This is a genomic window from Pseudodesulfovibrio cashew (assembly GCF_009762795.1).
Lineage (GTDB): Bacteria > Desulfobacterota > Desulfovibrionia > Desulfovibrionales > Desulfovibrionaceae > Pseudodesulfovibrio > Pseudodesulfovibrio cashew.
Window position 1 is genome coordinate 146,503 of the sequence record NZ_CP046400.1, and the last position, 22,518, is coordinate 169,020.

Below are 22,518 nucleotides of genomic sequence, written 5' to 3' on the forward strand. Positions count from 1 at the left end.
TCGAAACCTCATACATTACTTGCGCCCCGTTCACCAGTCCCGATTCCTGCAGGGAGTTCCCTCTGTTCATTTTTGTGGCAACCGTGTATGGGGGAAGAAGCGGAGTAGTCCATCCAAAATGCCAAGGAGGCATACAATGTCTAGATTCTCAGAAGCCGACCTGCCCGTTAATGTAAGTCATGGAGAAATGATCCAAGTGTCCGACGGCACCACCATCCGGTTCGAATCCAACGGCGAAGCCAAGGATATCATGGTCAACGACGGGTTCGAGCCCGCCATCACCCTCTTTCCCGGCAACGAGTTTACAGTGGAGACGAGCCAGGGCAACTACCTGATAACCTGTGAATTCGGCGACTGCATGCACGTCAAAAAGGCGTAACCGCGCAACGGGGAGCCGCCGAGGCCTCGCGCGCAACAGAGGAACGCGACAGGGACCGGGCGGCTCCGCCACATTCGAGGAAACCCCAGATATTGTCATCGCCTGTTTTTTTTGGCAAAATTACTTCCCTTGCCTGCCTGCCGCGCGGCGTGCGGCATGGCGAAACCCAATCAAGGACTGAACATGGCCAAAATCCTGATCGCCGAAGATGATCTGATCTCCCAGAAAATCGCCTCCAAGATCGTGGAGGAACTGGGCCATACCGCCTTTGTGAGCCCCAACGGCATGCACGCCTACGAGGCCCTCATGGCCTGCAACGATTTCGACCTCCTCCTGACCGACATCATGATGCCCAAGATGGACGGCAAGCAATTGATTCAGACCCTGCGCGGCAAGGAGGATTTCAAGAATTTCCCCATCGTCATCATGTCAGCCGTGGTGGGCATGAGCGACATCTCCAATCTGCTCGAACTCGGCGCGACCCTTTTCCTGGCCAAGCCTCTCAACTACGAAGACCTTCGGGACTACCTGGAACGCTGCCTGGGCAAGAGCTGCGAACAGGACAAGGACGCCTAGCCTCTTCCGCCCCGGACATGCGCGTCCTCTTCACCCACAACAACTTTCCGGCGCAATTCCGCCACCTCTGCGAACACCTGGGGCGCACGCCCGGCAACAGCGTGGTCTTCGCCACCAGGAATCCCCGTCCCGAGTGGAGCATACCGGGCGTGGTCAAGGCGGTGTTCGAACCGGATGGCCCCTCGTCCGGCGAGTCCTACGCCCCTGCCGCCCGCATGGAGGAAAGCGTCCGCCATGGCGTGGGCATGCTGCGCCTCTGCCATAAGCTGCGGGCCGAGGGGTTTGTCCCGGACCTGATCGTGGGGCATTCGGGCTGGGGCCAGACCCTGTTCCTGCGAGACGCCTTCCCCGAGGTCCCGTTCCTCGGCTATTTCGAATGGTACTACGACGCTGACGGCGAGGAGACACTTTTCGACGGACGACCCCGCTCCGCGGGAGAACGCGCCCCCCTGCGCCTGCGCAACACCGCCATCCTGCACGACCTGGTCTCCTGCACGGCGGGGATCACCCCCACCCGTTGGCAGAAAGCCCAGTTCCCGCAGGAGTTCCACTCCAAGCTGACCCGGCTGCACGACGGCATCAACACCCGCTACTTCGCCCCCGCCGAAGAAGGGCCGCTCCCGCCCGAAGCACTGGAGCTGCCGGACACGGACCTGACCGGAGCCACCGAATTGGTCACCTATTGCTCGCGGGGGCTGGAGCCATACCGGGGCTTCCCCCAGTTCTACGAATCCCTGCCCGCCATCCTGGACGCCCGTCCCGGCTGCCACGTCCTCATCGTGGGAGAGGACCGGGTCTGCTACAGCCCCACCCTCCCGGACAACGGGAGCTACAAGGACCTCATGCGGGGGAAAGTGGCCGTGGACGAAAGCCGGGTCCACTTCACCGGCCCCCTGCCCTACGGGCTGTACAGGCAGGTCCTCCAGGCCTCCACCGTCCACGTCTACCTGACCTGGCCCTTCGTGCTCTCCTGGTCCTTCCTGGAAGCCCTGAGCTGCGGCTGTCTGGTGGTCGGGTCGGACACCGCGCCCGTACGCGAGGTCCTCGTCCACGAGCGAAACGGACTGCTCACCGATTTCCGCTCCCCGGCCGCCATCGCCCAATCGGTGATCACGGGCCTGGAGCACAGGGAGGACCTGGCCCCCCTGCGCACTGCAGCGCGCCAAACCATCCTGGACGACTACTGTCTGAGCAAGAGCCTCCCGGCCCAGCTCGACCTCATGACCAAGCTGGTGCAAGCCGGCGCCAACACCTCCAACCCGAAAGGAACACCATGAAAGCATTGCTGAAAGCCCTTGCCGCCGCTCTCCTCCTGACCTTCGTCCTGGCAGGAACAGGGCTGGCCGCCGACCCGGAAAACACCCTGTACCTCGACCTCAAGGACGGCCGCGTGGTCATCGAGATGCGCCCGGACCTCGCCCCGCAACACGTGGCGCGGATAAAGGAACTGGTCCGAATCAAATTCTACGATGGCATCGTTTTCCACCGGGTCATCGACGGCTTCATGGCCCAGACCGGCGACCCCACCGGCACCGGACGCGGCGGTTCCGGAAAGAACCTCCCGGCGGAGTTCTCCGATGCCCCGTTCAAGCGCGGCACCGTAGGCATGGCCCGCGCCCAGTCTCCGGACAGCGCGGACAGCCAGTTCTTCATCTGCTTTGCCCCGGCCTCCTACCTGGACGGCAAGTACACTGTCTGGGGGCAGGTTACCTCGGGCATGGAGTTCGTGGACCACATCAAGCGCGGCTACGGAGGCAACGGCATGGTCTCCAACCCGGACAAGATCATCCGCATGCGGGTGGCCGCGGACGTGACCGAATAACGGCACGCTCCCGCAAGAGCACAAAACGAAACGGCGCGCTCCCAAGCGGGAGCGCGCCGTTTTTATCCATGATGAGCGCAATCTAGTTGAGATAAATGAAGCGCTTGATCTTCTGGGTGGGCGTCTTCTCGAAGGGGTCCACCTGTTCCGTGATACGGGCCAGGCGGGCAAAGGTGGAGACCTTGCCGTTAACCTCGTTTCGGATCTCCTCGAGTATTCCCTCCACCTTGTCGCGGACGTCGGACTCGATCATCCTGGACACGTCGAACTGTTCGTCCAGGGCGTCGTAATTGAGATGGACGCGGGCCATGACCTTGCCCTCGACCTCGTAGACCAGCGACTCCATGACGAGATCGCAGGTGTTGATGATCGACTCCACTTCCTCGGGGTAGATGTTCTCCCCGCTGGGCCCGATAATGACGTTCTTGAGCCGCCCCTTGATGAAGAGGTAGCCGTCCTCGTCGATGACCCCGAGGTCGCCGGTCAGCAGCCAGCCGTCCTCGGTGAAGGTCGCGGCCGTGTCCTTGGGCGCCTTGTAATATTCCCGCATGACGTTGGGCCCCTTGGCCAGGATCTCACCCTCGCCGGTCTCCGGATCGGGATCGAGGATTTTGAGCTCCACTCCCGGGATGCTCGGCCCGATGGCTCTGAAACGCTGCTTGTCCGGACCGATGCCCGCCAGCAGCGGTGCGGTCTCGGTCATGCCGTAGCCGATGGCGTGAGGCACTTCCGCGTCGCACAGGAAGCGCTCCACCTCCGGGGCCAGGGCCGCGCCACCGATGCACATCAGGCGCAAATCGCCGCCAAAGGCCTCGATGAGCTTGCTCCCGGCAATGCGTGCGGCCTTGCGGCGGGCCGCGCCGATCTTGAGCAGGCTGCCGACCACTCCCTTGCGGTTGAGCTTGGGCTTAATCCGTTTCTTGTAGATTTTTTCGATGATCAGGGGCACCACGTTGATGATGGTCGGGCGGACCTTCTGCATGGCCGGGAGCAGGGTCTTGGGAGTCGGCGGTTTCTCCAGGTAGTAGACCGAGCTGCCGCAGTGGATCGGGATGATCAGCCCCACGGTGCACTCGTAGGTATGGGCCATGGGCAGGACGGAAAGGAAACGGTCGTCCTCTTTCACAGGGAAGACTTCAAGCCCTGCCAGCGCATTGGAGACCAGGTTGCGGTGGGTCAGGACAACTCCCTTGGAATGGCCGGTGGTGCCCGAGGTGTAGAGGATGGCGGCCACGCTGTCGGGCGTCAGCTCCACGTCCTTGACCACTCCCTTGCGGTCGATGAGCTTGCGCGCCCGGTCACCCAGCTCCTCGAACTTCTCGCGCGCCGACTCCACGGCCTCGGAAACCTTCTTCATGGTCTCCTCGTCCATGCGGTCGGTCAGCTTGCGCGCCCGGTCGCTGAGGATTTCGAGTTTCTCGCGGGCCATGTCCACGGCCTCGGCAAATCCCGATGCCTGCGGCTCCTCGGCCTCGACCTCATCCTCGTCGTCATTGACGATGGAAAAATCGTTCATGCGCACCACGGTCTTCAGGCGCGGGAAATTCTCTCCCTCCACCTTGTCCATGTAGCGGCTGGACGCGACCACTACCTTGGCCTCGGAGTGCCGGAGGATGTGATGCACCGCGCTGGGGTGGAACTCCTGCAGGATGGGGACGGCCACGGCCCCCATGGAAACAGCGGCAAAATAGGCCACTGCCCAGTTGGGCATGTTCTCCCCGATGATGGCGACCTTGTCCTCGGCGGCCACACCGCATTCGGCAAGGATCTCCTGGAATTCGTGCACCTTCTCCAACAGTCCTGCGTAGGAGAAGGGTTCCCCGCGCACGAAGCCGAGAGCGGGCCGCTCCGAGTGGCGCTGGACCGAGCGCTCGAGCAGGTCCTTCAATGTCATGTCTTTGTTCACGTTGTCCTCCGGTGGATGCTGCGCCGAAGCGCGCACACAGGCATAAACGGGTAGCCGGACGCGGTCAAGAGTCCCGCTCGCCGCCGTCACTCCTGGAGGCAACCGAAGTGAGCACGCTGACGAGATCGACGAACTCCACGGGCTTGGCCAGATAGTCGGTCATGCCCGCCTGCAGGAACTTTTCCTTGTCCCCCTTCATGGCATGGGCGGTCAGGGCGATGACCGGGATGTTCGCCTTGTCTCCGAGAGAAGCGTTTTCGCGGATGAGCCGGATGGCGGTGAGGCCGTCCATGTTCGGCATCTGAATATCCATGAGCACCGCGTCGAAATCGTTGAACTTGAGCAGTTCCAGTGCCTGGCGTCCGTCTTCGGCTTCGGTGACCGTGTGCCCGAGACGCTCCAACAGGATACGCACGGACATGCGGTTGATGCGCTCGTCCTCGGCCAGGAGGATGCGCATGGGGTCGATCTGCACCGACCGCGGGACAGCGTTCGTTTCGGCCAGACGTTGTTCCGGGGCCTCGGCCACATCCAGATACAGGTGGATGCTGGTGCCCTTTTCGCTGCTCTCCACCATGATGCTGCCGTTCATCAGGCCCACGAGCCGCTTGACGATGCCAAGCCCCAGACCGGTACCCCCGTAGCGGCGGGTATAGGACCCGTCCACCTGGGAAAAGGCCTCGAAGATGGAATCGATCATGTCGTCGGGGATGCCAATACCCGTGTCGCTGACCGTAATATACAGCCGCAGGATCTCAGGCCGCGTCTCCAGCGGGCGAGCCCAGGTCTCCACCACGACTTCCCCGCCGTTGGTGAACTTGACTCCATTGCCCACCAGGTTGAAGAGAATCTGCCTGATCCGGGCCGCGTCGCCGCGCATGAAGGAAGGTACGCTGGCGTCCACCTCGACGCCCACGGACACGTTTCTCTCCGCGGCCTGGACCGTGAAGTTGTCCAGGACGCCTCGGAGCACCTGGCGCAGGTCGAAGGGTTCGTCCACCAGGACGAGCATGCCCGCCTCCATCTTGGAAAAATCGAGAACATCGTTAATTACGCGCAACAGGCTGCGCCCCGACGTCAGGGCCGTGCTCACGAAGTCCTGCTGGGTCTCGTCCAGATCGGTCTCGCTCATGAGCTGAAGCATGCCGAAAATACCGTTGAGAGGGGTGCGGATTTCATGGCTCATGTTGGCCAGGAATTCGCTCTTGGCCCGGTTTGCCGACTCGGCCGTCTCCTTGGCGGCGATCAGCTCCATGTCCGCCTGACTGCGTTCCTCCTCGACCATGATGGCCGCCGCAACGATGCCGAACAGATGCTCGTCGTTGCCGGACGGGACGTAGTTGTCCCTGAACAGGACGCAGAGCACGCCGGCGGGCTGCCCCTTGACCCAGATTATCTGCCCCAGATAAGTCTCGACGCCTTGTGCGGCCACTTCCGGGGCCATATCAACATAGCGTGACGACTTCAGATTGTTGAGCAGGAACAGTCCCTTGACGTTTCTCTTGATCAGTTCGTGCGCCAGGCTGACCGCGTCCGCTTCCGCCGCCTCGGTCGCCGCGTCTCCCCAGGCGCTGTGGCGGGTGACGCCGTCCATCCACGCCCGGTTGTAGAAGGCCGCGCAACCGCCGAGTTCCCGTCCCGCCAGCTTGGTCAGGCTGGCGATGTTCAGGTCCGGTTCGGGACCGAACCCGAGCGTACAGTCGTTGATGCTGGTCAGCCGGTCCTGCGTCTGCTTGCGCTCCGTGATGTCGTAGGCGATGCCCGTCACCCGAAGAGGCTTGCCGTCCCGGGTCCGCTGGGAAACCTTGCCCCGGCTGGTCAGCCAGCGCAGCTCGCCGCTGCGGGTCCGGGTGCGGAACTTGGACACAAGCACGCCCTCGCTGCCGTGAAGGCAGTTTTGCAGGTCCTTTTGCACCCGATCGCGGTCATCCGGATGCACCCGGGCGAGGAGTTCGTCCGGGGACCGCCCCATCTGCTCCCTTCCGTAGCCTAGCATTTCGGCATAGTGGTCGTTGTAGATCATCACGTTGTTTTCCACGTCCCAATCCCAAAAGGCGAGATCGCCGCCCTTGACCGCCAGGTCCAGACGCTCCTCGCTTTCCTGGCGGGCCTTTTCCGCGGCCACGCGCTCGGAGATGTCCACCACGGTGACGAGGTGATGCTTCTGCTCATGGATGTAAAGCGAGCTGATGAACAGCTCCACGTCGGCGACGGAGCCGTCGGCCACGCGGTGACGGGTCACCACCTGGCCCCGTCCCAGCTCGACCTTGCGGATCAGGGAATGGGTGGACGACAGGCTGCCCACGCTGACGTCCTGCAGCCCCAGGGTCAGCAGCCTGCCGGGAGGAAAACCGTAAAACTCCTCGGCTGCGGGATTGACCTCGATGATGCGGAAGGTCGGAGAATCCACCAGCATCTGCGGCAGCCGGTTGTCCGTGAACATGGCCCGATGGCGCTCCACGCTTTCCCACAGGGCCACCTGCGCCTGCTTGCGGACTTTGGTCTCCACCTTGAGGGCCTCCTCCTGGAGGTCCGCCTTGGAGGTGGTGGCCATCAGCCGCCGCTTGACCCAGATGACTGCGCAGACCTGCAGCAGGACGAAACCGAGCCCTCCCCACAGGTAATAGGATTGCCACCAGGCTTCGCCCTCCTCGCTGCTCAGCCAGTAATTGATCACGTCGTGATACGGAGAGGCCTTGTCCCGCTTCAGCGCTTCGAGTCCCTGGTCAAGGGAATACAGCAACCGGTCATCCCCATTGCTGGATACGGCGATGCGGAAGGAGACCGGATTGAAAAGCAGAGTGGATGGAATGACGTCGTATTTCCAGGAATAGCGGTGACCGTATAGCCGGTTGAGAATACCCGCGTCCACGTCGCCGTCCTCCACTGCCGAGAAGACGTCGGCATAGGACTCGTAGCGGACCAGCGTGAAGGAGACGCCCAGCCCTGCGGCCAGCGTCTTGAACACGCCGGTGCTGTCGTCCCCGTTCTTGTAGGCGATACGCTTCCCCTGCAGGTCCCGGAGATTGTCCACGTGCAGGGAGTGCGTGTAAATGGCCGCCCAATTGGCTACCAGCGAATTCGTCGTATAACGGAGGGCGGGATGATCGTAGCTGAAAGGCAGGGCCACGATAAAGTCGATGTCGCCGGAGACGAGCCGTTCCAGGCATTGGTCCTGCGTGCCTTGCACCAGCTCCAGATCCCGGTCCAGTCTCCCGGCGAGCAGCCTGACAACGGCCACGGCCAGACCGTCCGGGTCCGAAGCACTGTCCGTGAAGGATACGGGGTCGTTCTCGAAATAGCCGCCGCGTAGCGGAGCGTCTGCCCAGGCCGGTCCGTGGACCAGGCATGACAAGGTGATCAACAGTGCCAGAAATTTATACAAGCCGGACTCTCCCTCGCAACCAGGCGGGAAGGAGACTCCCCGCATGTATGGAGTCCAACCTATAATAAAATAAAGCGGTGTTCCATTATTAAATTAAATCTGATTGTCCCATAAGTTACCGCAGGGCCAGCTCCACCGCGGCGGCGGCATGGATGGCGCAGGTGTCCAGCAGCGGGACGGCCGTATCGCCGGGTCGCACCAGCAAGCCGATCTCTGTGCAGCCGAGGATGACGGCACCGGCACCTTGCCCGGCCAGCGCCTCGATGACGCGTACGAATTCGACACGGGATTCGTCCAGGAAACGCCCCTTGCACATCTCGTCGAAGATAACCCGGTCCACCAGCCTGCGGTCCGCTTCGCCGGGAATGACGGACTCAATGCCGTTTTCTGCCAGCCTTGCCCGGTAGAAATCACGCTCCATGGTCAGGGCGGTGCCGATCAGGCCGACCCTGGACACTCCGAGGGCATGGGCGGCCCGGGCCGTGGCGTCCGCGATGTGCAGCAGGGGGACGGAAACGGCGTCCGCGACGTGCTGTGCGGCCAGGTGCATGGTGTTGGTGCCGATGACCATGAGCTCCGCCCCACCCTGCTCCAGGGTCCGGGCGATCCCGGCCAGCTTTCGGCCAATAGAGTCGAAGCGGCCCGCCAGCATGTCCTCACGGTATTCGGCAAAGTCCACGCTGTGCATCAGGATTCTGGCCGAATGCAATCCGCCCAGCCGCTCCTGCACGGTGCGGTTCATGACGCGATAGTATTCCGCCGAGGATTCCCAGCTCATGCCGCCCAACAGTCCTATGGTTTTCATGCTTCCTCCCTATCCCAGAAAGTATCGGCCGGCCGCCACCAACCCCATGCCCAGAGCCACAGTGCCGAAGAAGCTCCGGGTACGCCATGCCAGCAGGAAGGCCGGGACGGCCGCCCAGAGAAAATAGTTTTCCGGCGAAAAGTCGAAGTGCTCCTCCCTGAGCAGCAGGGAGGGAAAGAGCATGGCCGAGAGCACGGCGGTAGGCACAAAGGAGAGCCAGCGGACCAGCGGCTCGGGCAGCGAGCGCGAGGCCAGGGCCAGCACCGGAGCCACGCGGGGGACGTAGGTCACCAGCATCATGCCGGTGATGGTCAGGATTACCGTCTTTTCATCCATGACTCGACTCCAGCGCCAAGGGTGGCGCCCAGGACGGTTGCGATGATGACGCTCCAGCGATCCGCGCCCGCCTGGATAAGCGCGATGGAGGCCAGGCCGGAGAATCCGGCCACGAGCACATGCAGGCCGTTACGGGTCTGCATAACCAGCAAGGCGATGAACATGGCGGGCAGGGCGTAATCGATGCCCAGCGGCTTGACGTCGGGGATGGCTCCCCCGGCCAGGTAGCCCACCCAGGAGGCGGCGCACCAGGAAACGTGCGCCATGGCGTTGATCAGGATGGACACGGCCTTGGAGCTGTCGCCCCGCGCATACCGGGCCGAGTGCAGGGCAAAGGACTCGTCCGTTATCTCGAAGCTGAACATGGCCTGCTCCCACACACGCCACCGGCCAAGATTCGGGGCAAGGGAAGCGCTCATGAGCAGGTGGCGCAGGTTGACCACGAAGGTGGTGGCCACGATGGACAGCGGCGGCACCCCGGCCGCGAACAGGGCCACGGCGATGAGCTGGGCCGAGCCGGCATAGACCATGACCGACATGAGCACGGTGGAGAGCATGGACAGGCCGGTCTTGTGCGCCAATACACCGAAGGCCGCTCCCACCGGAATATAGCCCATAATGATGGGCGCCACCTGTCTCAGGGCGGAAACAAGGGGGGAGGACGCGGCCTCGTCGCGGGTCATTGCGTCTGTGGACACCGAAAATCGCTCCTTCATGTAGGGTTGCTGCCTGATCTTCCGGTTGCAGTAAACCCCGAAAACTGCCATCGGTACAGATACAGTTTATTTGAAATGCATACAGTACAGACAGGAGCCGCCATGCAGACGGACGAGACATACCGCTACCGAACCGTGGAAAAACATATCCGGGCCATGATCGAAAACCGGGCCCTGGGCCTGGGCGACAAGCTGCCCTCCCTGCGCAAGCTGGCCACCAACCTGGGGGTCTCCATCTCCACGGTGAACCAGGCCTATGTGGAACTGGAACGCAAGGGCGTCATCGAGGCCCGGCCCCGTTCCGGCTTCTACGTACGCCAGCACGCCCTGCGCCTGCCGCGCACCGAGGCCACCGCAACGCCCATGGACGGCCCGCGCCCGGTAACGCGCATCGGCCTGATCCAGACAGTGCTCGAATCCGTGGGTCGAGCCGACGCCGTGGAGCTGGGCGTCATCGCTCCGGGCACCGAGCTCCTCCCGCTCAAAGAGCTGAGCCGGATCACCGCGTCGGTGGTCCGGGACCACCCCGAGCGAGCCCTCGGCTATGCTCCCATCCCGGGCGACCCGGAGCTGATCAGGCAGATAGCCTTCCGGTCCATGGAGCTGGGCATCCCCACGGACCCCGGCGAACCGGTCATCACCGCCGGGTGCATGGAAGCCCTGAACCTCTCCCTGCGTTCGGTCTGCCGCCGTGGCGACACCGTGCTCATCCAGACGCCGACCTACTATTGTTTCCTGCAGCTCCTGGAGACCCTCGGCCTGCGCGCCATCGAGATTGCCTCCGACCCGGAGGGAGGGGTCTCCCCCGCCGACCTGGATCACGCCCTGCGGACCTTCGACATCGCCGCCTGCATCCTGGCCCCCAACTTCAACAACCCGGACTCCAGCCTGACCCCGGACGAGGCCAAACGCGAGATCGTGCGTATGCTGGCGGCCAGGGACATTCCCCTGGTGGAGGACGACGTGTCCACGGACCTGCACTTCACCCCCAAGCGGCCCGACACGTTCAAGCAGTTCGACGAAAAAGGGCTGGTCCTGCTCTGCTCCTCCTTCTCCAAGACGATCTCGCCGGGGTACCGCGTGGGCTGGCTTCTGCCGGGCCGTTTCCGGCAGAAGGTGCTGGAGATGAAGGCGGTCACCAACGTGTCCAGCTCGGCCCCGGCCCAGATGGCCATCGGCGAGTACCTGCGCCAGGGAAGGCTGGAACGGCACCTCAAGCGGCTGCGGACAGCCCTGGAGGAGCAGATGGACACCATGCAGTTCCATCTGGAGCGGTTCTTCCCCGCCGGGACAAGGGTCACCCATCCCGAGGGCGGCGCGGTCCTCTGGCTGGAGTTGCCTGGACGGGTGGACGCCGTGGAACTCTTCTTCCAGGCACGCTCGCATGGCATCGGCATCGCCCCCGGGGCCATCTTCAGCACCCAGGACAAGTTCTCCAACTATGTCCGCCTCAGTTGCGGCATGCCCTGGTCTGAAAGGCTGCACGATGGCCTCCGCACACTGGGAGAACTGGCCAAGGCCATGATCTGATGTCTGAAAAATATCGCCTCGGCTTTTGCGCGCGAAAGGATTTTTTGTTATAGTCGAATCCTATACTTCTCCTTTGACTTATAAGGAGTCGGCTATGCTACGCCCGGTTAATGGAAGAATGTTAGTTATTGCGGTGCTGGTCATGCTGCTGGCCGCCGCCGGCACGATGTACGCAGGGGATAACGCCCTGCGCAAGGATGCGGTCTACATGGTCCACTCGACCGCCCTCGGCCTGGGAGGACTGCTCTCCAAAGTGGAAGATCGAGAAACGCAGCTTATCCTGCTCAAGGAATTCGTTCACAAATCCAGGTTTTTCCCCAAGGACTGCGGCTACTTCTTCATCATAAACCGTGAAGGGGTCTGCCTGGCCCACGGTACCCAGCCGGAGATGGAAGGGAAAACCATCCTGCACACGAAGGACATCGAAGGCGCCCCCCTGACGCAACGAATGATAGAGGAAGCGGAAACGGGCGGAGGCTTCTTCGAATACATGTGGCAGAAGCCGGGATCGAAAAAGGCTTTCCGCAAGCTCGGTTACGTCGAACCGATCCCCGGCACCCCGTACATCATTGGAACAGGGGTCTATTTTCCCACCCCGTGGTAGACCGCCGCCACACTCGTTTTTCGCTTTACCCGCAGTAGGTTGAGGCGTAGGTTCCTCCTTCCGGCCCGCCGGAGACGAGGAAACACATGACGCCAAGTTCGCATACGGAAAAGACATACGGCTTCGCGGCCGCGCTGGGAGCCTTCATCCTCTGGGGCCTGCTGCCCATCTACTGGAAGGCGGTGCAGTCCGTCGACCCGTTTGAAATCCTCTGCCACCGGATCGTCTGGTCCCTGGTCTTCATCGCCGTCATCCTGACCATCAAGAAGCGCTGGGCCGAGACCTTCGTCCCCATTCGCTCGCCCAAGAACCTGGGCATCCTCGTCATGTCCAGCTGCTGCATCGGCCTGAACTGGCTCCTCTACATCTGGGCCGTAAACAACAACCACGTCCTGGACACCAGCCTGGGCTATTACATCAACCCCCTGGTCAACGTGCTGCTCGGCTTCATCTTCTTCAGGGAGCGCCCTTCGCCCATGCAATATCTGGCCATCGGCCTGGCCGCGCTGGGCGTTGTCAATTCCATCGTCAGCCACGGGGAGTTGCCCTGGATTTCGCTGGCCCTGGGCATCAGTTTCGGCTTCTACGGCCTGCTGCGCAAGGTGGCCACCGTGGAATCCCTGCCCGGCCTTTTCCTCGAAACTGCGGTCCTGAGTCCGCTGGCCCTCGGCTATATCATCTTTCTCCAGGCCAAAGGCGCGAGCGGATTCCTGGCCGGCGATCTCTCCGTTGACCTGCTCCTGGTGGGTGCTGGCGCGGTCACGGCAACCCCGCTCATCGGGTTCGCCTTCGGCGCGCGCCGTCTGCAGCTGACCACCGTGGGCATCCTCCAGTATTGCGCGCCCAGCATAGCTTTCCTGCTTGGCGTCTTCCTCTACGGCGAGCCCTTCGAGACCACCCACCTGATCACCTTCGGCCTGATCTGGACTGCCCTGGCCGTCTACACCGTGGACTCGGTGCGCACCATCCGCCGCAGCCGCCGTCTTGCCCGATCTGCGGCCTAGAAAAAAAGCGGCCCTGAGAAGAGCCGCGAATCGCTGATAGTCCGCCTCCCGGCGACAATGTTTCCTTTTATCTTGTGATGATCGGTCCGGCGACTACCCTTTCCCGAACCGCCGCTTGAACCACCGCTTGAGCAGGAGACGCGCTCCGTATGTCAGGGGCGGACGCAGGGGACGCTTGCCCCCGGTGCCGAAGACCACGTCCAGAATGTGCACGGCCTCCATTCGCCTGCCTAGGTAGTTGGCGCACCCGGCGCAGGAGGTGAGCACCCGTTTCCCTGCCACCGTCTTTTCACGGGCGTCGGTCCAGGTTTGCGCGAGATCAGGGCGCACGAACCCAACCATGCCTCCCTCCCCGCAACAGCGCGTCAGAAGGCCTTCCGCAGGTGTCCGTTCCACGACCACGGCGCACCGCTCCGCCAGAGCGCGCACACCCCGCCGCGTGGCTTCATCGTGACGCTGGGGGCAGGCGTCGTGCACCACCACGGGCGGACCGCCGTTGACCTTGGGCGCATACCCGGCCTCATCCAGCAGGGCATAGGCGGTGACCGACTCCAGGGGGCCGCCGCTCTCCGCAAAAACCTTCTGGCAGTTGGGGCAGGCGGTAATCACCCGCCGGACGCCCGCCGCGAGGAGCTTGTCCCGCAACGCGCCGAACCGCTCGCGAAAGAAATCCTCGCGCCCCAGATCGAAGGAAGGCTTGATGCAGCACCCCAGAGCCACGCCAAGGGATGGGACGATCTCCTCCAGGGTTTCGAACAGGCGGCGGACCGTGGCGGGCCGGGTGGAAGGCAGAGCGCAACCGGGAAAGAGGACGGTGTCACCACCCTGGGGAAGACGGAAAAAGGAGAACAGTTCGCTGTCCCCCACCGATTCATAAAACAGAATGGGCTTGTAGGGTTTCAGACCCAGGCGTCCGCGCCGGACCAGCTCCCGGCGCATGGCGAGAAAGAGCTTCTCCGGCCGCAGCCCCTCGGGACAGATCGCGCCGCACAGGCCGCACAGGCTGCAATGAAAGGGATCGGGCCACTCTTCACACGGCAGCGTCCGCACCATCTCGGCGATCCGGCCCGGCGTTCCTTTCTCCTTCAGGAAGGCGCAACGTACAGAGCACGCCCCGCAATCGGTGCAGTGCACATCCATCTCGGCCACGGCGTCCTTCAATGCCTCTCCCAGAATCTCCAAGGGATGCTCCTCCATTAGAATTCCTTGTATGCCATGTGCCGAAAAAGAGAAAGGGCGCAGAACGCGCCCTCTTGCAATCGTCTGACGCCCTGATGGGCGCGGCCTTTCAGCCGTCTAATCCAGCACGACGGTGAGTGGAACCACGTGCAGGGCCTTGGACACTTCGCGGGTACGCCCCAGCTCCCAGGAGCCGGGCTTGCGCCCCACGGTACCGGCCACGGCTTCGGCCACACCGGCCAGGTCGATGACCGGATGCCGGGAAAAGACCTGAGGCAAACCGTATGTCAGGTTGCAGGCAAGACACTTGCCGGGCCGCTGGGTGAGCTTGAGCTCGAACCCGAGGGTATCCCCCTCGGCTCCCACATAGTCGAGGGATATATCGTAGCTGCCCTCCTCAGCCTCCCCGAACAGGGCTTCGAAAAATCGGTCGGTCTTGTCGGGCGGAAAAATGGCCGCCAGTTTTTCGCCGGTAAAGATGTCGCCATACTGTGTCATGCGTCTCGTCTTCCCTCGGTTGGATGTTTTCGTGCGGTCGGGTAGGATTGCCGCTTGTACAAAAAAACCGCCCCGGCATCAAGACCGCCGGACATTACCTAGAGCCAGAACCAGAAAAGCCCCACTCCGAAAAGCAGGAAGGCCGAGCACGGCAGGACGAGCTTGCGCCACGTGCGGCCCAGATCACACTCGAAATACTGGCAGGTGAGGATGAAACAGATGTGGATGGGCGAAACCATGACCCCGGTGAACCCGGCGAAGGTGGCCAGGATCAGGTAGGCGATGGTCTGGGACTGCATGCCCAGGGTGTCCAGCAGGCCGAGGAGCAACGGAAAGGTCGCGCCCACAAAGGCCACGTTGATGCCCGCGACCATGCCAACCAAAAACGGCAGGAATATCGCCGCCGCGAACAGGGCTGCGCCGCCGCCCGCTGTGCGGGACATCTCCTGCACCACGCCAGCGGCCTGCATGACGTCCTTGAAAACGAATATGGCCATGACGACGAAGAGCATGGACCAGACCGACTTGCGCGTGAGCACGTCTCGCAGAAAGGCGAGGCCGAGCTGGGTGTTCTGGAGCATGACGCAGGCCACGCCGCCCGCCAGGGCCGCGATGACGCCCCACTCGAAATCCATGCCCGGCAGGAAGGCGGAGATGCCAGCCTCAAGGCCGATGGCGCCTATGATGGCGATGAGCAGCGGCAGCCCCTCCTTCATGGCCGTCCGCTTCTTCCCGGACAGGGGCACCGGGGCGCTCATCAGTTCGCCCCTACCCAGCACGCTGGGACGGAGGAAGAAGAACCAGCCGATGGCGATCATGGCCAGGGTGCCGGGCCAGGTCTTGGAGATGAGATCGACGATGGGGATGTCGGCCAGGGCCACGGTCAGGATGATGCCGGGATAGAGGGGCCAGCAGACCTCCCAGACGTGGCGGAACCAGTAGTTGACCAGAGCCCGGTCGCCGTTGGTGACCCGCATGTCCTCGGACACGGTCTTGACCATGGGCGCGGAGAAGACAGCTCCGCCGGGCATGGGCAGCATGCCGATGAGCGCCGGGAAAAAGACCAGACGCAGCCGGGGGCTGGTCAGGTAACCCGAGAGAGCGTCCATGAGCCGCCGGGACTGCCCGGAGCGCTCCATGGCGTCGGAGAGGATCAGAATCAGGCCGACGATGGCAGTCAGGAACAGGAACTTCTCCTGGGTCAGGGCCAGCGCGCCGACCTTGGCCCACTGGATGGGCCCGAGGCCGAACAAAAGGGCCATGACCAGCCCTCCGGCCAGGATGGACAGGGCGATGCCCGCTTTCAGCCGAATGCCTACGAGCATGAGGACAAAGGCACCGAGGACCTTCAAAAAGGGAGCGAGTTTAAAGAGTAGGGATTCCATTGGGGTATCTCCGGGTGGTATTGCAATAGCTGGTTTACGCCCTTTCGTTTTGAAAGAAAACGGGAAATCTTCGGCTCATTCCCGAAAGCCCAGCCTGGAATGCGCCCTCTGCCCTTGAACCCGAAGAGACATTGGTCTACAGTGTTTGCGCCCGATAAGGACCAATCATAACCAATCCCTGGAGAGCGACAACCATGTCCATGGCCCCAAAAGAAATCCGCGTCCACATTTTCACCGTCATCATCCGCAAGATCGAGAAGCAGGACGAGGGCAGACGCGAGGAAGCGCTCAAGGAATTCATGGCCGTGACCGGCACCGCAGGCAACGCGAGCGACCAGGTGGCCAGCCTGATCCCGCCGATCATGCATGACCTCTACGAGAAGTGGATCACCATGTTCATCGACCGGCTGCTGGAGACCGTGCCCTCCCAGAACCTGGAACTGCTCTGCGACGGCAGCGACGACAACAATGCCGCCCTGGTCCTGGCCTACATCATGTTCCTGGAATCCGAGCGTATGGAAAAGCAGATCGACGAGGACCTCAAGGAACACGGCCTGGCCGCGTCCGGCAACAACGACCTGGGCGACCTCGCCGCCAACTACCTCCGCGCCCAGATGGCCAAGATCGCCGCCCAGACCAACAAGGACGAAGTCTCCGGCAACTGCTGATCCCGTTTTTTCACGAGACAAAGAAGGCCCGCCTCCCATGAGGCGGGCCTTCTGTTTTCTGTTTGAATGCGTCCTGCGTCAGACCATGTATTTGAGGTAATATCCGCAGGTGGGATAGGCCCAGACCGTGTCCCGGACCTTGGAGAGCGGGATTTCCTGCCGGATGATCAGGGCAAAGAGGTTGACGACCTCCTCACAGTTGTGGCCCAGCAGATGCGCCCCCAGGATGCGGTCCTCCTTTTCGCTGACCAGCACCCGCGCACGGCCAGCCTTTTCACCGAGCCGCTGCCAGGGGAAGGAGTCGGCCAGGTTGGTCTCCTTGACCTCGAAATCCAGCCCCAGGGCTGCGGCCTCCGTCTCCAGCAGGCCCACCCCCGCCAAGGGCGGCACCGTATAGCAGACGTTGGGGACACCGGAATAGTTGACCGTGGCCGATCCCGGCTCAAGGATATTGGCCGCCGCCACCTGGCTCTGGATGGTAGCCACAGGAGTCAGGGCGGCCCCCTGATCAGCCACGTCGCCAAGGGCGAACACGGACGGGTTGGACACGGAGCGCATACCCTCGTCCACGGTGACGCCGTGTCGGGAGAACTCCACACCCGCCGCCTCCAGTTCCAGACCATCCAGGGCAGGACGACGCCCGGTGCAATTGAAGACCATGTCCGCCTCGACGCGGTCCCCGCCTCCCTCGCCGCAGTGGACCACGTAACCTTTTCCCGTCTTCTCCACCCTGTGGATGGGGTGCTCCATGCGAACGTCGATGCCGTCCGCGACCGAAGCCTTCACCAGCTCGTCGGCCAGGACGGGATCGAACTTGCGCAGGACGCGGTCCGACCGATTGAGCAGAACCACCTCGGCCCCGGCCTGCCTGGCAACGTGCGCGAACTCGAAGGCGATGAAACCGCCGCCGATAAAGACGACCCGGCGAGGGAGCGCCTCCAGCTCCAGAAAATCGTCGCTGACCGGAAGATCCTCGCAGCCCGGCGCGTCCAGCGTATTGGGCGTCTGCCCAACGCAGATGCAGATATGCGGCGCGGAGAGCGTCTCACCGTTGACCGAAACCGTCTCCGGACCGGTAAAGGAGGCCTCACCCAGACGCACGTCGATGCCCATGTCCGCATAGGCCTTGCGGGCGCTCTCGGGAACGGGATCGGAAAATGATCGCTTGAATTCCATGAGCTCGGCCCAATCCACGGCGAGCGCCCCCCGCACGCCCTTCCCGGCGAGTCCCTTGGCCATGTGTACGGCCTCGGCCCCACTCAGGAGCACCTTCTTGGGGTTGCAGCCCCGCAACGGGCACACCCCGCCGTAGGCCACGGATTCGGTCATGGCCACGTTCTTTCCGGCCCTGGCGAGGATCGCGGCCACCCCGCCCCCGGCGGGGCCGCCGCCCAAAACGATTACATCATGCGTGTACATTACTTGCTGGCTCCCTTTTTCTGATTCAGGCCTCACCCTACAGGAAAAAGAAAGGAAAAGGCAAAAATGTGCTGCCACACGCCGCAAGAACAAAACCTCGCGATGCAGCTGCTTAAACCTGCCCCAAAAAAAAGAGCCGCCCAAAGGCGGCTCCTGAATTCGATGTGGTTGCCGAAAGCGTGGCTATTCCCGAATCTGCCCCTCGCCGAGGAGGACGAACTTGGCGCTGGTCAGCTCCTTGATGCCCATGGGGCCGTAGGCGTGCAGCTTGGAGGTGGAGATGCCGATCTCCGCGCCCAGGCCGAGCTGGCCGCCATCGTTGAAACGGGTCGTGGCGTTGGCCACCACCAGGGAGGCGTCCACCTCGCGGATGAAGCGCATGCAGTGCTCGTAGTTCTCGCTGAGGATGGACTCGGTGTGATTGGAGCCATGCGCGTCGATGAAATCCATGGCCTCGTCCAGGGAGTCGACCACCCTGACGGCCAGGACCAGGTCCAGAAACTCGTAGCCCCAGTCTGCGTCCACGGCAGGCTCGGCGAATTCGCCCATCAGTGGCAGGGAACGCTCGCACGCCTTGAACTTGACGCCCTTGGGACCGAGCAGTCCGGCCACCTTGGGCAGCAGCGCTTCGGCCACGTCCTTGTGGACCAGCAGACATTCCAGGGCATTGCATCCGCTGGGGTACTGCATCTTGGCGTTCTCCACGATGGGCAGGGCCTTGTCCAGATCGCAGGAGTCGTCGGCGTAGAGGTGGCAGACGCCCTTGTAGTGCTTGAGCACGGGCATGGTGGCCTGCTCGGTAACGGCGCGGATCAGCCCTTCGCCGCCGCGCGGGATGACCACGTCGATGTAGTCGGCCAGCTTGAGCATCTCGGCCACGGCCTCGCGGGCCGTGGTGGGCGGCACCTGGACCGCCGCCTCGGGCAGTCCGGCCTCTTTCAGGGCGCGGTGCATGAGCCCGGCCAGGCACTTGTTGGAGTGAAAGGCTTCGGAGCCGCCGCGCAGGATGACCGCGTTGCCCGCCTTGAGGCAGAGGATGCCCGCGTCAACCGTGGCATTGGGGCGGGATTCGTAAATCATGGCCACCACGCCGAGGGGCACGCGCATGCGCCCGACCAGCATGCCGTTGGGCCGCTTGATCATGGACTCGATCTCGCCGACCGGGTCGGCCATGGCCGCCACCTCGCGGCAGCCCTGGATCATGGAGGCGAGGACCTTCTCGCTGATGGTCAGCCGCTGCACGCGGGCCTTGTCCAGGCCGCGCTCCGCCGCCGCGTCCAGGTCCAGCTTGTTGGCCTCGGCGATGGCGTCCTGCTCGCTCTCCAGCAGCCCGGCCAGGATGAGCAGGGCGTCCTGCTTGGCCTTGCCGGATGCCTTGGCCAGCTCGCGGGCAGCCGCCTTGGCCGACTTGCCCATCTCGATCATCTGTTCACGAATATCCATGCTTGCTCCTTGAAAATACCGGCGGTTCGTCAGCCGAATAAAATTCATTTTTCACGAAAACAATGTGCTAAACCGTGGCGGGGCAAAAAGTCAAACCGGGATAAAACGCATAAACTTCACCTTTCCGAAGGCTCAGTCCAGCCCGTTTACGCTTTTTGTCATTTCCCTTAAATATACCCTATGTAAAACATCCTGTTTTGTCGAAACCGCGGTTCGCCGACAAAATAGGCTTTGACCTTTTTTACAATTTTGCTTATCAACCGCTTTGCGCCGTAGGACCCCGGTTTACCGGCCCACGGCCCGTATATACACCTTATGGAGGACTGTAAAACCCATGGCTGAAAACAATACCGACGGACAGAGCGCCCTGGAGCAGGTCGAATCCCACGTTCCCGAGCAGCTCCACCCCATTCTCGAAGCCGCGTTCAAGCACCAGAAGCAACTCGTCATCGCCGTGACCGCCATCGTCGCGATCGCAGCCATCTACTCCGGCATCACCGCCTACAACCAGCGCGCCCTGACCGATACCCAGGCCGAACTGGGCAAGATCCTCATCAAGACCGCAGGCGAGGAAAAGATCACCAAGCTCGAAGCCCTGCTGGCCAGCGCCCCGTCCGGGGCCAAGCCCGCCATCCTCCTCGAACTGGCCCGGGCCAACATGACCAACGGCCAGTACGACAAGGCTGCTGACTACTGGAACCAGATCACCGGCGACACCGACGACGAGCTCCGTTACGTGGCCCGGCTGGGCAAGGCCAAGGCCCTGTCCCTGGCAGGCAAGCCCGCCGAAGCCGTGGTCATCCTCAAGGACCTCGCCGCCTCCGCCAACCCGGCCATGACCCTGGCCGTCAACCGCCAGCTGGCCGTCGCGGCCGAGCAGGCGGGCGACAACGCCACCGCCCTGGCTGCCTACCGCAAGGTGGCCGAGCAGCAGAATATTCCGGACAAGCCGTTCATCGACTACAAGATCGCCCAACTGGAAGCGAAATAACCGCGCTTTGGCGCACCCATAACGGAGATCGAAACATGGCAAATCCCCTATTGGCCGACACTCCCGGCGAAATCCACCTCCTGCTGGGCAACGAAGCCATCGTCCGTGGCGCAGTGGAGGCGGGAATCCAGGTGGTCACCTGTTATCCCGGCACGCCCTCCTCGGAGGTCCCGGACACGTTCTACCGGCTCTCCCCCGAAGGCAAGTACTACTTCGAATATTCCGTCAACGAAAAGGTCGCCATGGAGGTCGCCTCAGGAGCCACCGTCTCCGGGGCCATGACCCTGTGCACCATGAAGCACGTAGGCGTGAACGTGGCGGCCGACCCGCTGCTCACCCTCTGCTACGTGGGCGCTCCCGGCGGGCTGATCCTTCTTTCCGCAGACGACCCCGGCTGCCACTCCAGCCAGAACGAACAGGACAACCGCATTTACGCCCGCTTGGCCGGCATGCCCGTGCTGGAGCCCGCCTCGGCCCAGGAGGCCAAGAACATGGCCCGCGACGGCCTGCTCCTGTCAAAAAAGCACGGCGCTCCGCTGCTGCTCCGCACCACGACCCGCGTCAACCACCTGCGCGGCCCGGTTGAATTCGGTCCGGCCCCCGATCCCGGCAAGCCCGAAGGCTTCAAGCGCAACCCCTCCAAGTTCGTGCCCATCCCGGCCTTTGCCCGGCCCATGCACCTGGCGCTCATGGAACGCATGGAGGCCCTGCGCGAGGAAGCCGAACAGTCGCCTTACAACACCGTAAGCGGCCAGGGCGATCTCGGCATCGTCTGCTCCGGCATCTCCCGCGCCTACGTGGCCGACGCCCTGGACAACGCCGGACTGGCCGCCAAGGTCTCGGTCCTCAATCTCGGTTTCTCCAACCCCCTGCCCGAACGCCTCTGCCTCGACTTCCTCAAGTCCGCGTCAAAGGTGCTGGTGGTCGAGGAGCTGGAGCCGGTCGTGGAAAACGAACTCCGGGTCCTGGCCCAGAAGAACGGCGTGGAAATCGAAATTCTCGGCAAGGACACCCTGCCGCGCTACGGCGAATTCAACGTAACCATGGTCGAAAACGCCATCCGCGAGCTGGTCGGCGAGGAAGTCCTCCCGGCCTGCGACTGCGAGATGCCCGAGCTGCCCACTCGTCCGCCGAACCTCTGCGCGGGCTGTCCGCATCGCGGCACCTACTACGCCGCGCGCAAGGTCTTCGGCGACGACGCCCTCTATTCCTCCGACATCGGCTGCTACACCCTGGGCCTCCTGCCCCCGCTCAAGACGGCGGACTTCCTCATCTGTATGGGGTCCTCCATCTCGGCCGGCGGCGGCGCCTCCAAGGTCAACGACAAGCCCGTGGTCGCGTTCATCGGCGACTCCACCTTCTTCCACTCGGGCCTGACCGGCATCGCCAACGCGGTCTTCAACAGCCATGACGTGCTCGTGGTGGTCCTCGACAACAGGACCACGGCCATGACCGGCCACCAGCCGCACCCCGGCGTGGACAAGACTGTCATCGGCGAAAACGACCACCCGCTGGACATCGAATCCGCGGTTCGCGGCCTGGGCGTCACCGAAATCCGCAACGTCAATCCCTTCAACCAGAAGAAGACCGTTGCCGCGTTCGAGGAGCTCAAGGAGATGAAGGGCGTACGCGTGCTCATCGCCAAGGAGCCGTGCCCGCTCTACGCTCGCCGCGTCTACAAGAAGGTCTCGCCGCAGGTGGCCTACGTGGCCGACACCTGCAACGGCCGGTTCGAATGTCTGGACCACCTGGCCTGCCCCGCCATGTACAAGGAAGGGGGCAAGGCCGCGGTCAATCCGATCCTGTGCAACGGCTGCATGCTCTGCCTGCAGGTCTGCGGACACATCAAAGCGAAGAAGAGGGGCAGTTAAG

Annotated in this window: 20 protein-coding genes; 10 read left to right on the forward strand and 10 right to left on the reverse strand. The window is 63.0% G+C overall.

Annotation, left to right across the window (positions count from 1 at the left end; translation table 11 throughout):
* The first annotated feature begins 136 nt into the window (after positions 1–136).
* The 4 genes from GM415_RS00635 to GM415_RS00650 all read left to right on the forward strand — a co-directional run bounded on the left by GM415_RS00635 (position 137) and on the right by GM415_RS00650 (position 2,777).
* A complete protein-coding gene (locus tag GM415_RS00635) occupies positions 137–379 on the forward strand; it encodes a hypothetical protein (RefSeq protein ID WP_158945769.1) in 243 nt (80 codons plus the stop codon).
* A gap of 156 nt (positions 380–535) precedes the next feature.
* The gene (locus GM415_RS00640) at positions 536–955 is read left to right on the forward strand and encodes a response regulator (RefSeq protein WP_242012302.1); all 420 of its coding nucleotides are present in this window, start codon (positions 536–538) and stop codon (positions 953–955) included.
* Between the two features lie 17 nt (positions 956–972).
* Complete coding sequence (locus GM415_RS00645) at positions 973–2,232, forward strand: glycosyltransferase (protein ID WP_158945771.1); 1,260 nt, start codon at positions 973–975, stop codon at positions 2,230–2,232.
* Positions 2,229–2,777, forward strand: coding sequence for a peptidylprolyl isomerase (locus GM415_RS00650; RefSeq protein ID WP_158945773.1), 549 nt, complete (start codon positions 2,229–2,231; stop codon positions 2,775–2,777). The genes GM415_RS00645 and GM415_RS00650 overlap by 4 nt, the downstream gene beginning before the upstream one ends.
* An 82-nt stretch (positions 2,778–2,859) precedes the next feature.
* Here GM415_RS00650 and GM415_RS00655 read toward each other — a convergent pair whose 3' ends face one another.
* The 5 genes from GM415_RS00655 to GM415_RS00675 form a co-directional block, all read right to left on the reverse strand.
* Complete coding sequence (locus GM415_RS00655; RefSeq protein ID WP_242012303.1) at positions 2,860–4,683, reverse strand: AMP-binding protein; 1,824 nt, start codon at positions 4,681–4,683, stop codon at positions 2,860–2,862.
* Positions 4,684–4,747: 64 nt separating this feature from the next.
* The gene (locus tag GM415_RS00660) at positions 4,748–8,068 is read right to left on the reverse strand and encodes a response regulator (protein ID WP_158945775.1); all 3,321 of its coding nucleotides are present in this window, start codon (positions 8,066–8,068) and stop codon (positions 4,748–4,750) included.
* A 115-nt stretch (positions 8,069–8,183) separates the two neighbouring features.
* The gene (locus tag GM415_RS00665; RefSeq protein ID WP_158945777.1) at positions 8,184–8,873 is read right to left on the reverse strand and encodes an aspartate/glutamate racemase family protein; all 690 of its coding nucleotides are present in this window, start codon (positions 8,871–8,873) and stop codon (positions 8,184–8,186) included.
* 9 nt (positions 8,874–8,882) lie between these two features.
* On the reverse strand, positions 8,883–9,209 hold the full coding sequence (locus GM415_RS00670) for an AzlD domain-containing protein (protein ID WP_158945779.1): 327 nt from the start codon (positions 9,207–9,209) through the stop codon (positions 8,883–8,885).
* A complete protein-coding gene (locus tag GM415_RS00675; RefSeq protein ID WP_338419782.1) occupies positions 9,191–9,907 on the reverse strand; it encodes an AzlC family ABC transporter permease in 717 nt (238 codons plus the stop codon). Before GM415_RS00675 ends, GM415_RS00670 begins: the two co-directional genes overlap by 19 nt.
* Before the next feature lie 120 nt (positions 9,908–10,027).
* Here GM415_RS00675 and GM415_RS00680 point away from each other — a divergent pair, with 120 nt between their 5' ends.
* The 3 genes from GM415_RS00680 to rarD all read left to right on the forward strand — a co-directional run bounded on the left by GM415_RS00680 (position 10,028) and on the right by rarD (position 13,063).
* Complete coding sequence (locus GM415_RS00680; protein ID WP_158945783.1) at positions 10,028–11,455, forward strand: aminotransferase-like domain-containing protein; 1,428 nt, start codon at positions 10,028–10,030, stop codon at positions 11,453–11,455.
* Between the two features lie 118 nt (positions 11,456–11,573).
* Complete coding sequence (locus tag GM415_RS00685; protein ID WP_158945785.1) at positions 11,574–12,059, forward strand: cache domain-containing protein; 486 nt, start codon at positions 11,574–11,576, stop codon at positions 12,057–12,059.
* Between the two features lie 86 nt (positions 12,060–12,145).
* Positions 12,146–13,063 carry an EamA family transporter RarD gene (gene rarD, locus GM415_RS00690; RefSeq protein WP_158945787.1) on the forward strand — a complete coding sequence of 306 codons (918 nt, stop codon included), beginning with the start codon at positions 12,146–12,148 and terminating at the stop codon, positions 13,061–13,063.
* A gap of 93 nt (positions 13,064–13,156) precedes the next feature.
* On the opposite strand, the gene GM415_RS00695 is transcribed toward rarD, so the two are convergent.
* The 3 genes from GM415_RS00695 to GM415_RS00705 form a co-directional block, all read right to left on the reverse strand.
* The gene (locus tag GM415_RS00695; protein ID WP_158945789.1) at positions 13,157–14,260 is read right to left on the reverse strand and encodes a (Fe-S)-binding protein; all 1,104 of its coding nucleotides are present in this window, start codon (positions 14,258–14,260) and stop codon (positions 13,157–13,159) included.
* A gap of 99 nt (positions 14,261–14,359) precedes the next feature.
* Complete coding sequence (locus GM415_RS00700; protein ID WP_158945791.1) at positions 14,360–14,740, reverse strand: pancreas/duodenum homeobox protein 1; 381 nt, start codon at positions 14,738–14,740, stop codon at positions 14,360–14,362.
* Between the two features lie 98 nt (positions 14,741–14,838).
* Positions 14,839–16,125, reverse strand: coding sequence for a DUF401 family protein (locus GM415_RS00705; protein ID WP_158945793.1), 1,287 nt, complete (start codon positions 16,123–16,125; stop codon positions 14,839–14,841).
* Positions 16,126–16,319: 194 nt separating this feature from the next.
* Here GM415_RS00705 and GM415_RS00710 point away from each other — a divergent pair, with 194 nt between their 5' ends.
* Positions 16,320–16,793 carry a hypothetical protein gene (locus tag GM415_RS00710; protein WP_158945795.1) on the forward strand — a complete coding sequence of 158 codons (474 nt, stop codon included), beginning with the start codon at positions 16,320–16,322 and terminating at the stop codon, positions 16,791–16,793.
* Positions 16,794–16,871: 78 nt separating this feature from the next.
* Here GM415_RS00710 and GM415_RS00715 read toward each other — a convergent pair whose 3' ends face one another.
* Positions 16,872–18,212, reverse strand: a complete 1,341-nt coding sequence (locus GM415_RS00715) for a dihydrolipoyl dehydrogenase family protein (RefSeq protein ID WP_158945797.1) — start codon at positions 18,210–18,212, stop codon at positions 16,872–16,874.
* Between the two features lie 183 nt (positions 18,213–18,395).
* Complete coding sequence (locus GM415_RS00720) at positions 18,396–19,655, reverse strand: glutamate-5-semialdehyde dehydrogenase (RefSeq protein WP_158945799.1); 1,260 nt, start codon at positions 19,653–19,655, stop codon at positions 18,396–18,398.
* Positions 19,656–19,989: 334 nt separating this feature from the next.
* On the opposite strand from GM415_RS00720, the gene GM415_RS00725 reads away from it, so the two are divergent.
* The gene (locus GM415_RS00725) at positions 19,990–20,646 is read left to right on the forward strand and encodes a YfgM family protein (protein WP_158945801.1); all 657 of its coding nucleotides are present in this window, start codon (positions 19,990–19,992) and stop codon (positions 20,644–20,646) included.
* Between the two features lie 35 nt (positions 20,647–20,681).
* Positions 20,682–22,517: an indolepyruvate ferredoxin oxidoreductase subunit alpha gene (gene iorA / locus GM415_RS00730; protein WP_158945803.1), complete on the forward strand. Its 1,836-nt coding sequence runs from the start codon at positions 20,682–20,684 to the stop codon at positions 22,515–22,517.
* Position 22,518 lies beyond the last annotated feature (1 nt).

What these genes read in the sequence shown, in the direction of transcription:
- GM415_RS00635 (WP_158945769.1), top strand. Translation starts at nt 137, where the DNA reads ATGTCTAGATTCTCAGAAGCCGACCTGCCCGTTAATGTAAGTCATGGA.
- GM415_RS00640 (WP_242012302.1), top strand. Translation starts at nt 536, where the DNA reads ATGGCGAAACCCAATCAAGGACTGAACATGGCCAAAATCCTGATCGCC.
- GM415_RS00645 (WP_158945771.1), top strand. Translation starts at nt 973, where the DNA reads ATGCGCGTCCTCTTCACCCACAACAACTTTCCGGCGCAATTCCGCCAC.
- GM415_RS00650 (WP_158945773.1), top strand. Translation starts at nt 2,229, where the DNA reads ATGAAAGCATTGCTGAAAGCCCTTGCCGCCGCTCTCCTCCTGACCTTC.
- GM415_RS00665 (WP_158945777.1), bottom strand. Translation starts at nt 8,873, where the DNA reads ATGAAAACCATAGGACTGTTGGGCGGCATGAGCTGGGAATCCTCGGCG.
- GM415_RS00670 (WP_158945779.1), bottom strand. Translation starts at nt 9,209, where the DNA reads ATGGATGAAAAGACGGTAATCCTGACCATCACCGGCATGATGCTGGTG.
- GM415_RS00680 (WP_158945783.1), top strand. Translation starts at nt 10,028, where the DNA reads ATGCAGACGGACGAGACATACCGCTACCGAACCGTGGAAAAACATATC.
- GM415_RS00685 (WP_158945785.1), top strand. Translation starts at nt 11,574, where the DNA reads ATGTTAGTTATTGCGGTGCTGGTCATGCTGCTGGCCGCCGCCGGCACG.
- rarD (WP_158945787.1), top strand. Translation starts at nt 12,146, where the DNA reads ATGACGCCAAGTTCGCATACGGAAAAGACATACGGCTTCGCGGCCGCG.
- GM415_RS00695 (WP_158945789.1), bottom strand. Translation starts at nt 14,260, where the DNA reads ATGGAGGAGCATCCCTTGGAGATTCTGGGAGAGGCATTGAAGGACGCC.
- GM415_RS00700 (WP_158945791.1), bottom strand. Translation starts at nt 14,740, where the DNA reads ATGACACAGTATGGCGACATCTTTACCGGCGAAAAACTGGCGGCCATT.
- GM415_RS00705 (WP_158945793.1), bottom strand. Translation starts at nt 16,125, where the DNA reads ATGGAATCCCTACTCTTTAAACTCGCTCCCTTTTTGAAGGTCCTCGGT.
- GM415_RS00710 (WP_158945795.1), top strand. Translation starts at nt 16,320, where the DNA reads ATGTCCATGGCCCCAAAAGAAATCCGCGTCCACATTTTCACCGTCATC.
- GM415_RS00715 (WP_158945797.1), bottom strand. Translation starts at nt 18,212, where the DNA reads ATGTACACGCATGATGTAATCGTTTTGGGCGGCGGCCCCGCCGGGGGC.
- GM415_RS00720 (WP_158945799.1), bottom strand. Translation starts at nt 19,655, where the DNA reads ATGGATATTCGTGAACAGATGATCGAGATGGGCAAGTCGGCCAAGGCG.
- GM415_RS00725 (WP_158945801.1), top strand. Translation starts at nt 19,990, where the DNA reads ATGGCTGAAAACAATACCGACGGACAGAGCGCCCTGGAGCAGGTCGAA.
- iorA (WP_158945803.1), top strand. Translation starts at nt 20,682, where the DNA reads ATGGCAAATCCCCTATTGGCCGACACTCCCGGCGAAATCCACCTCCTG.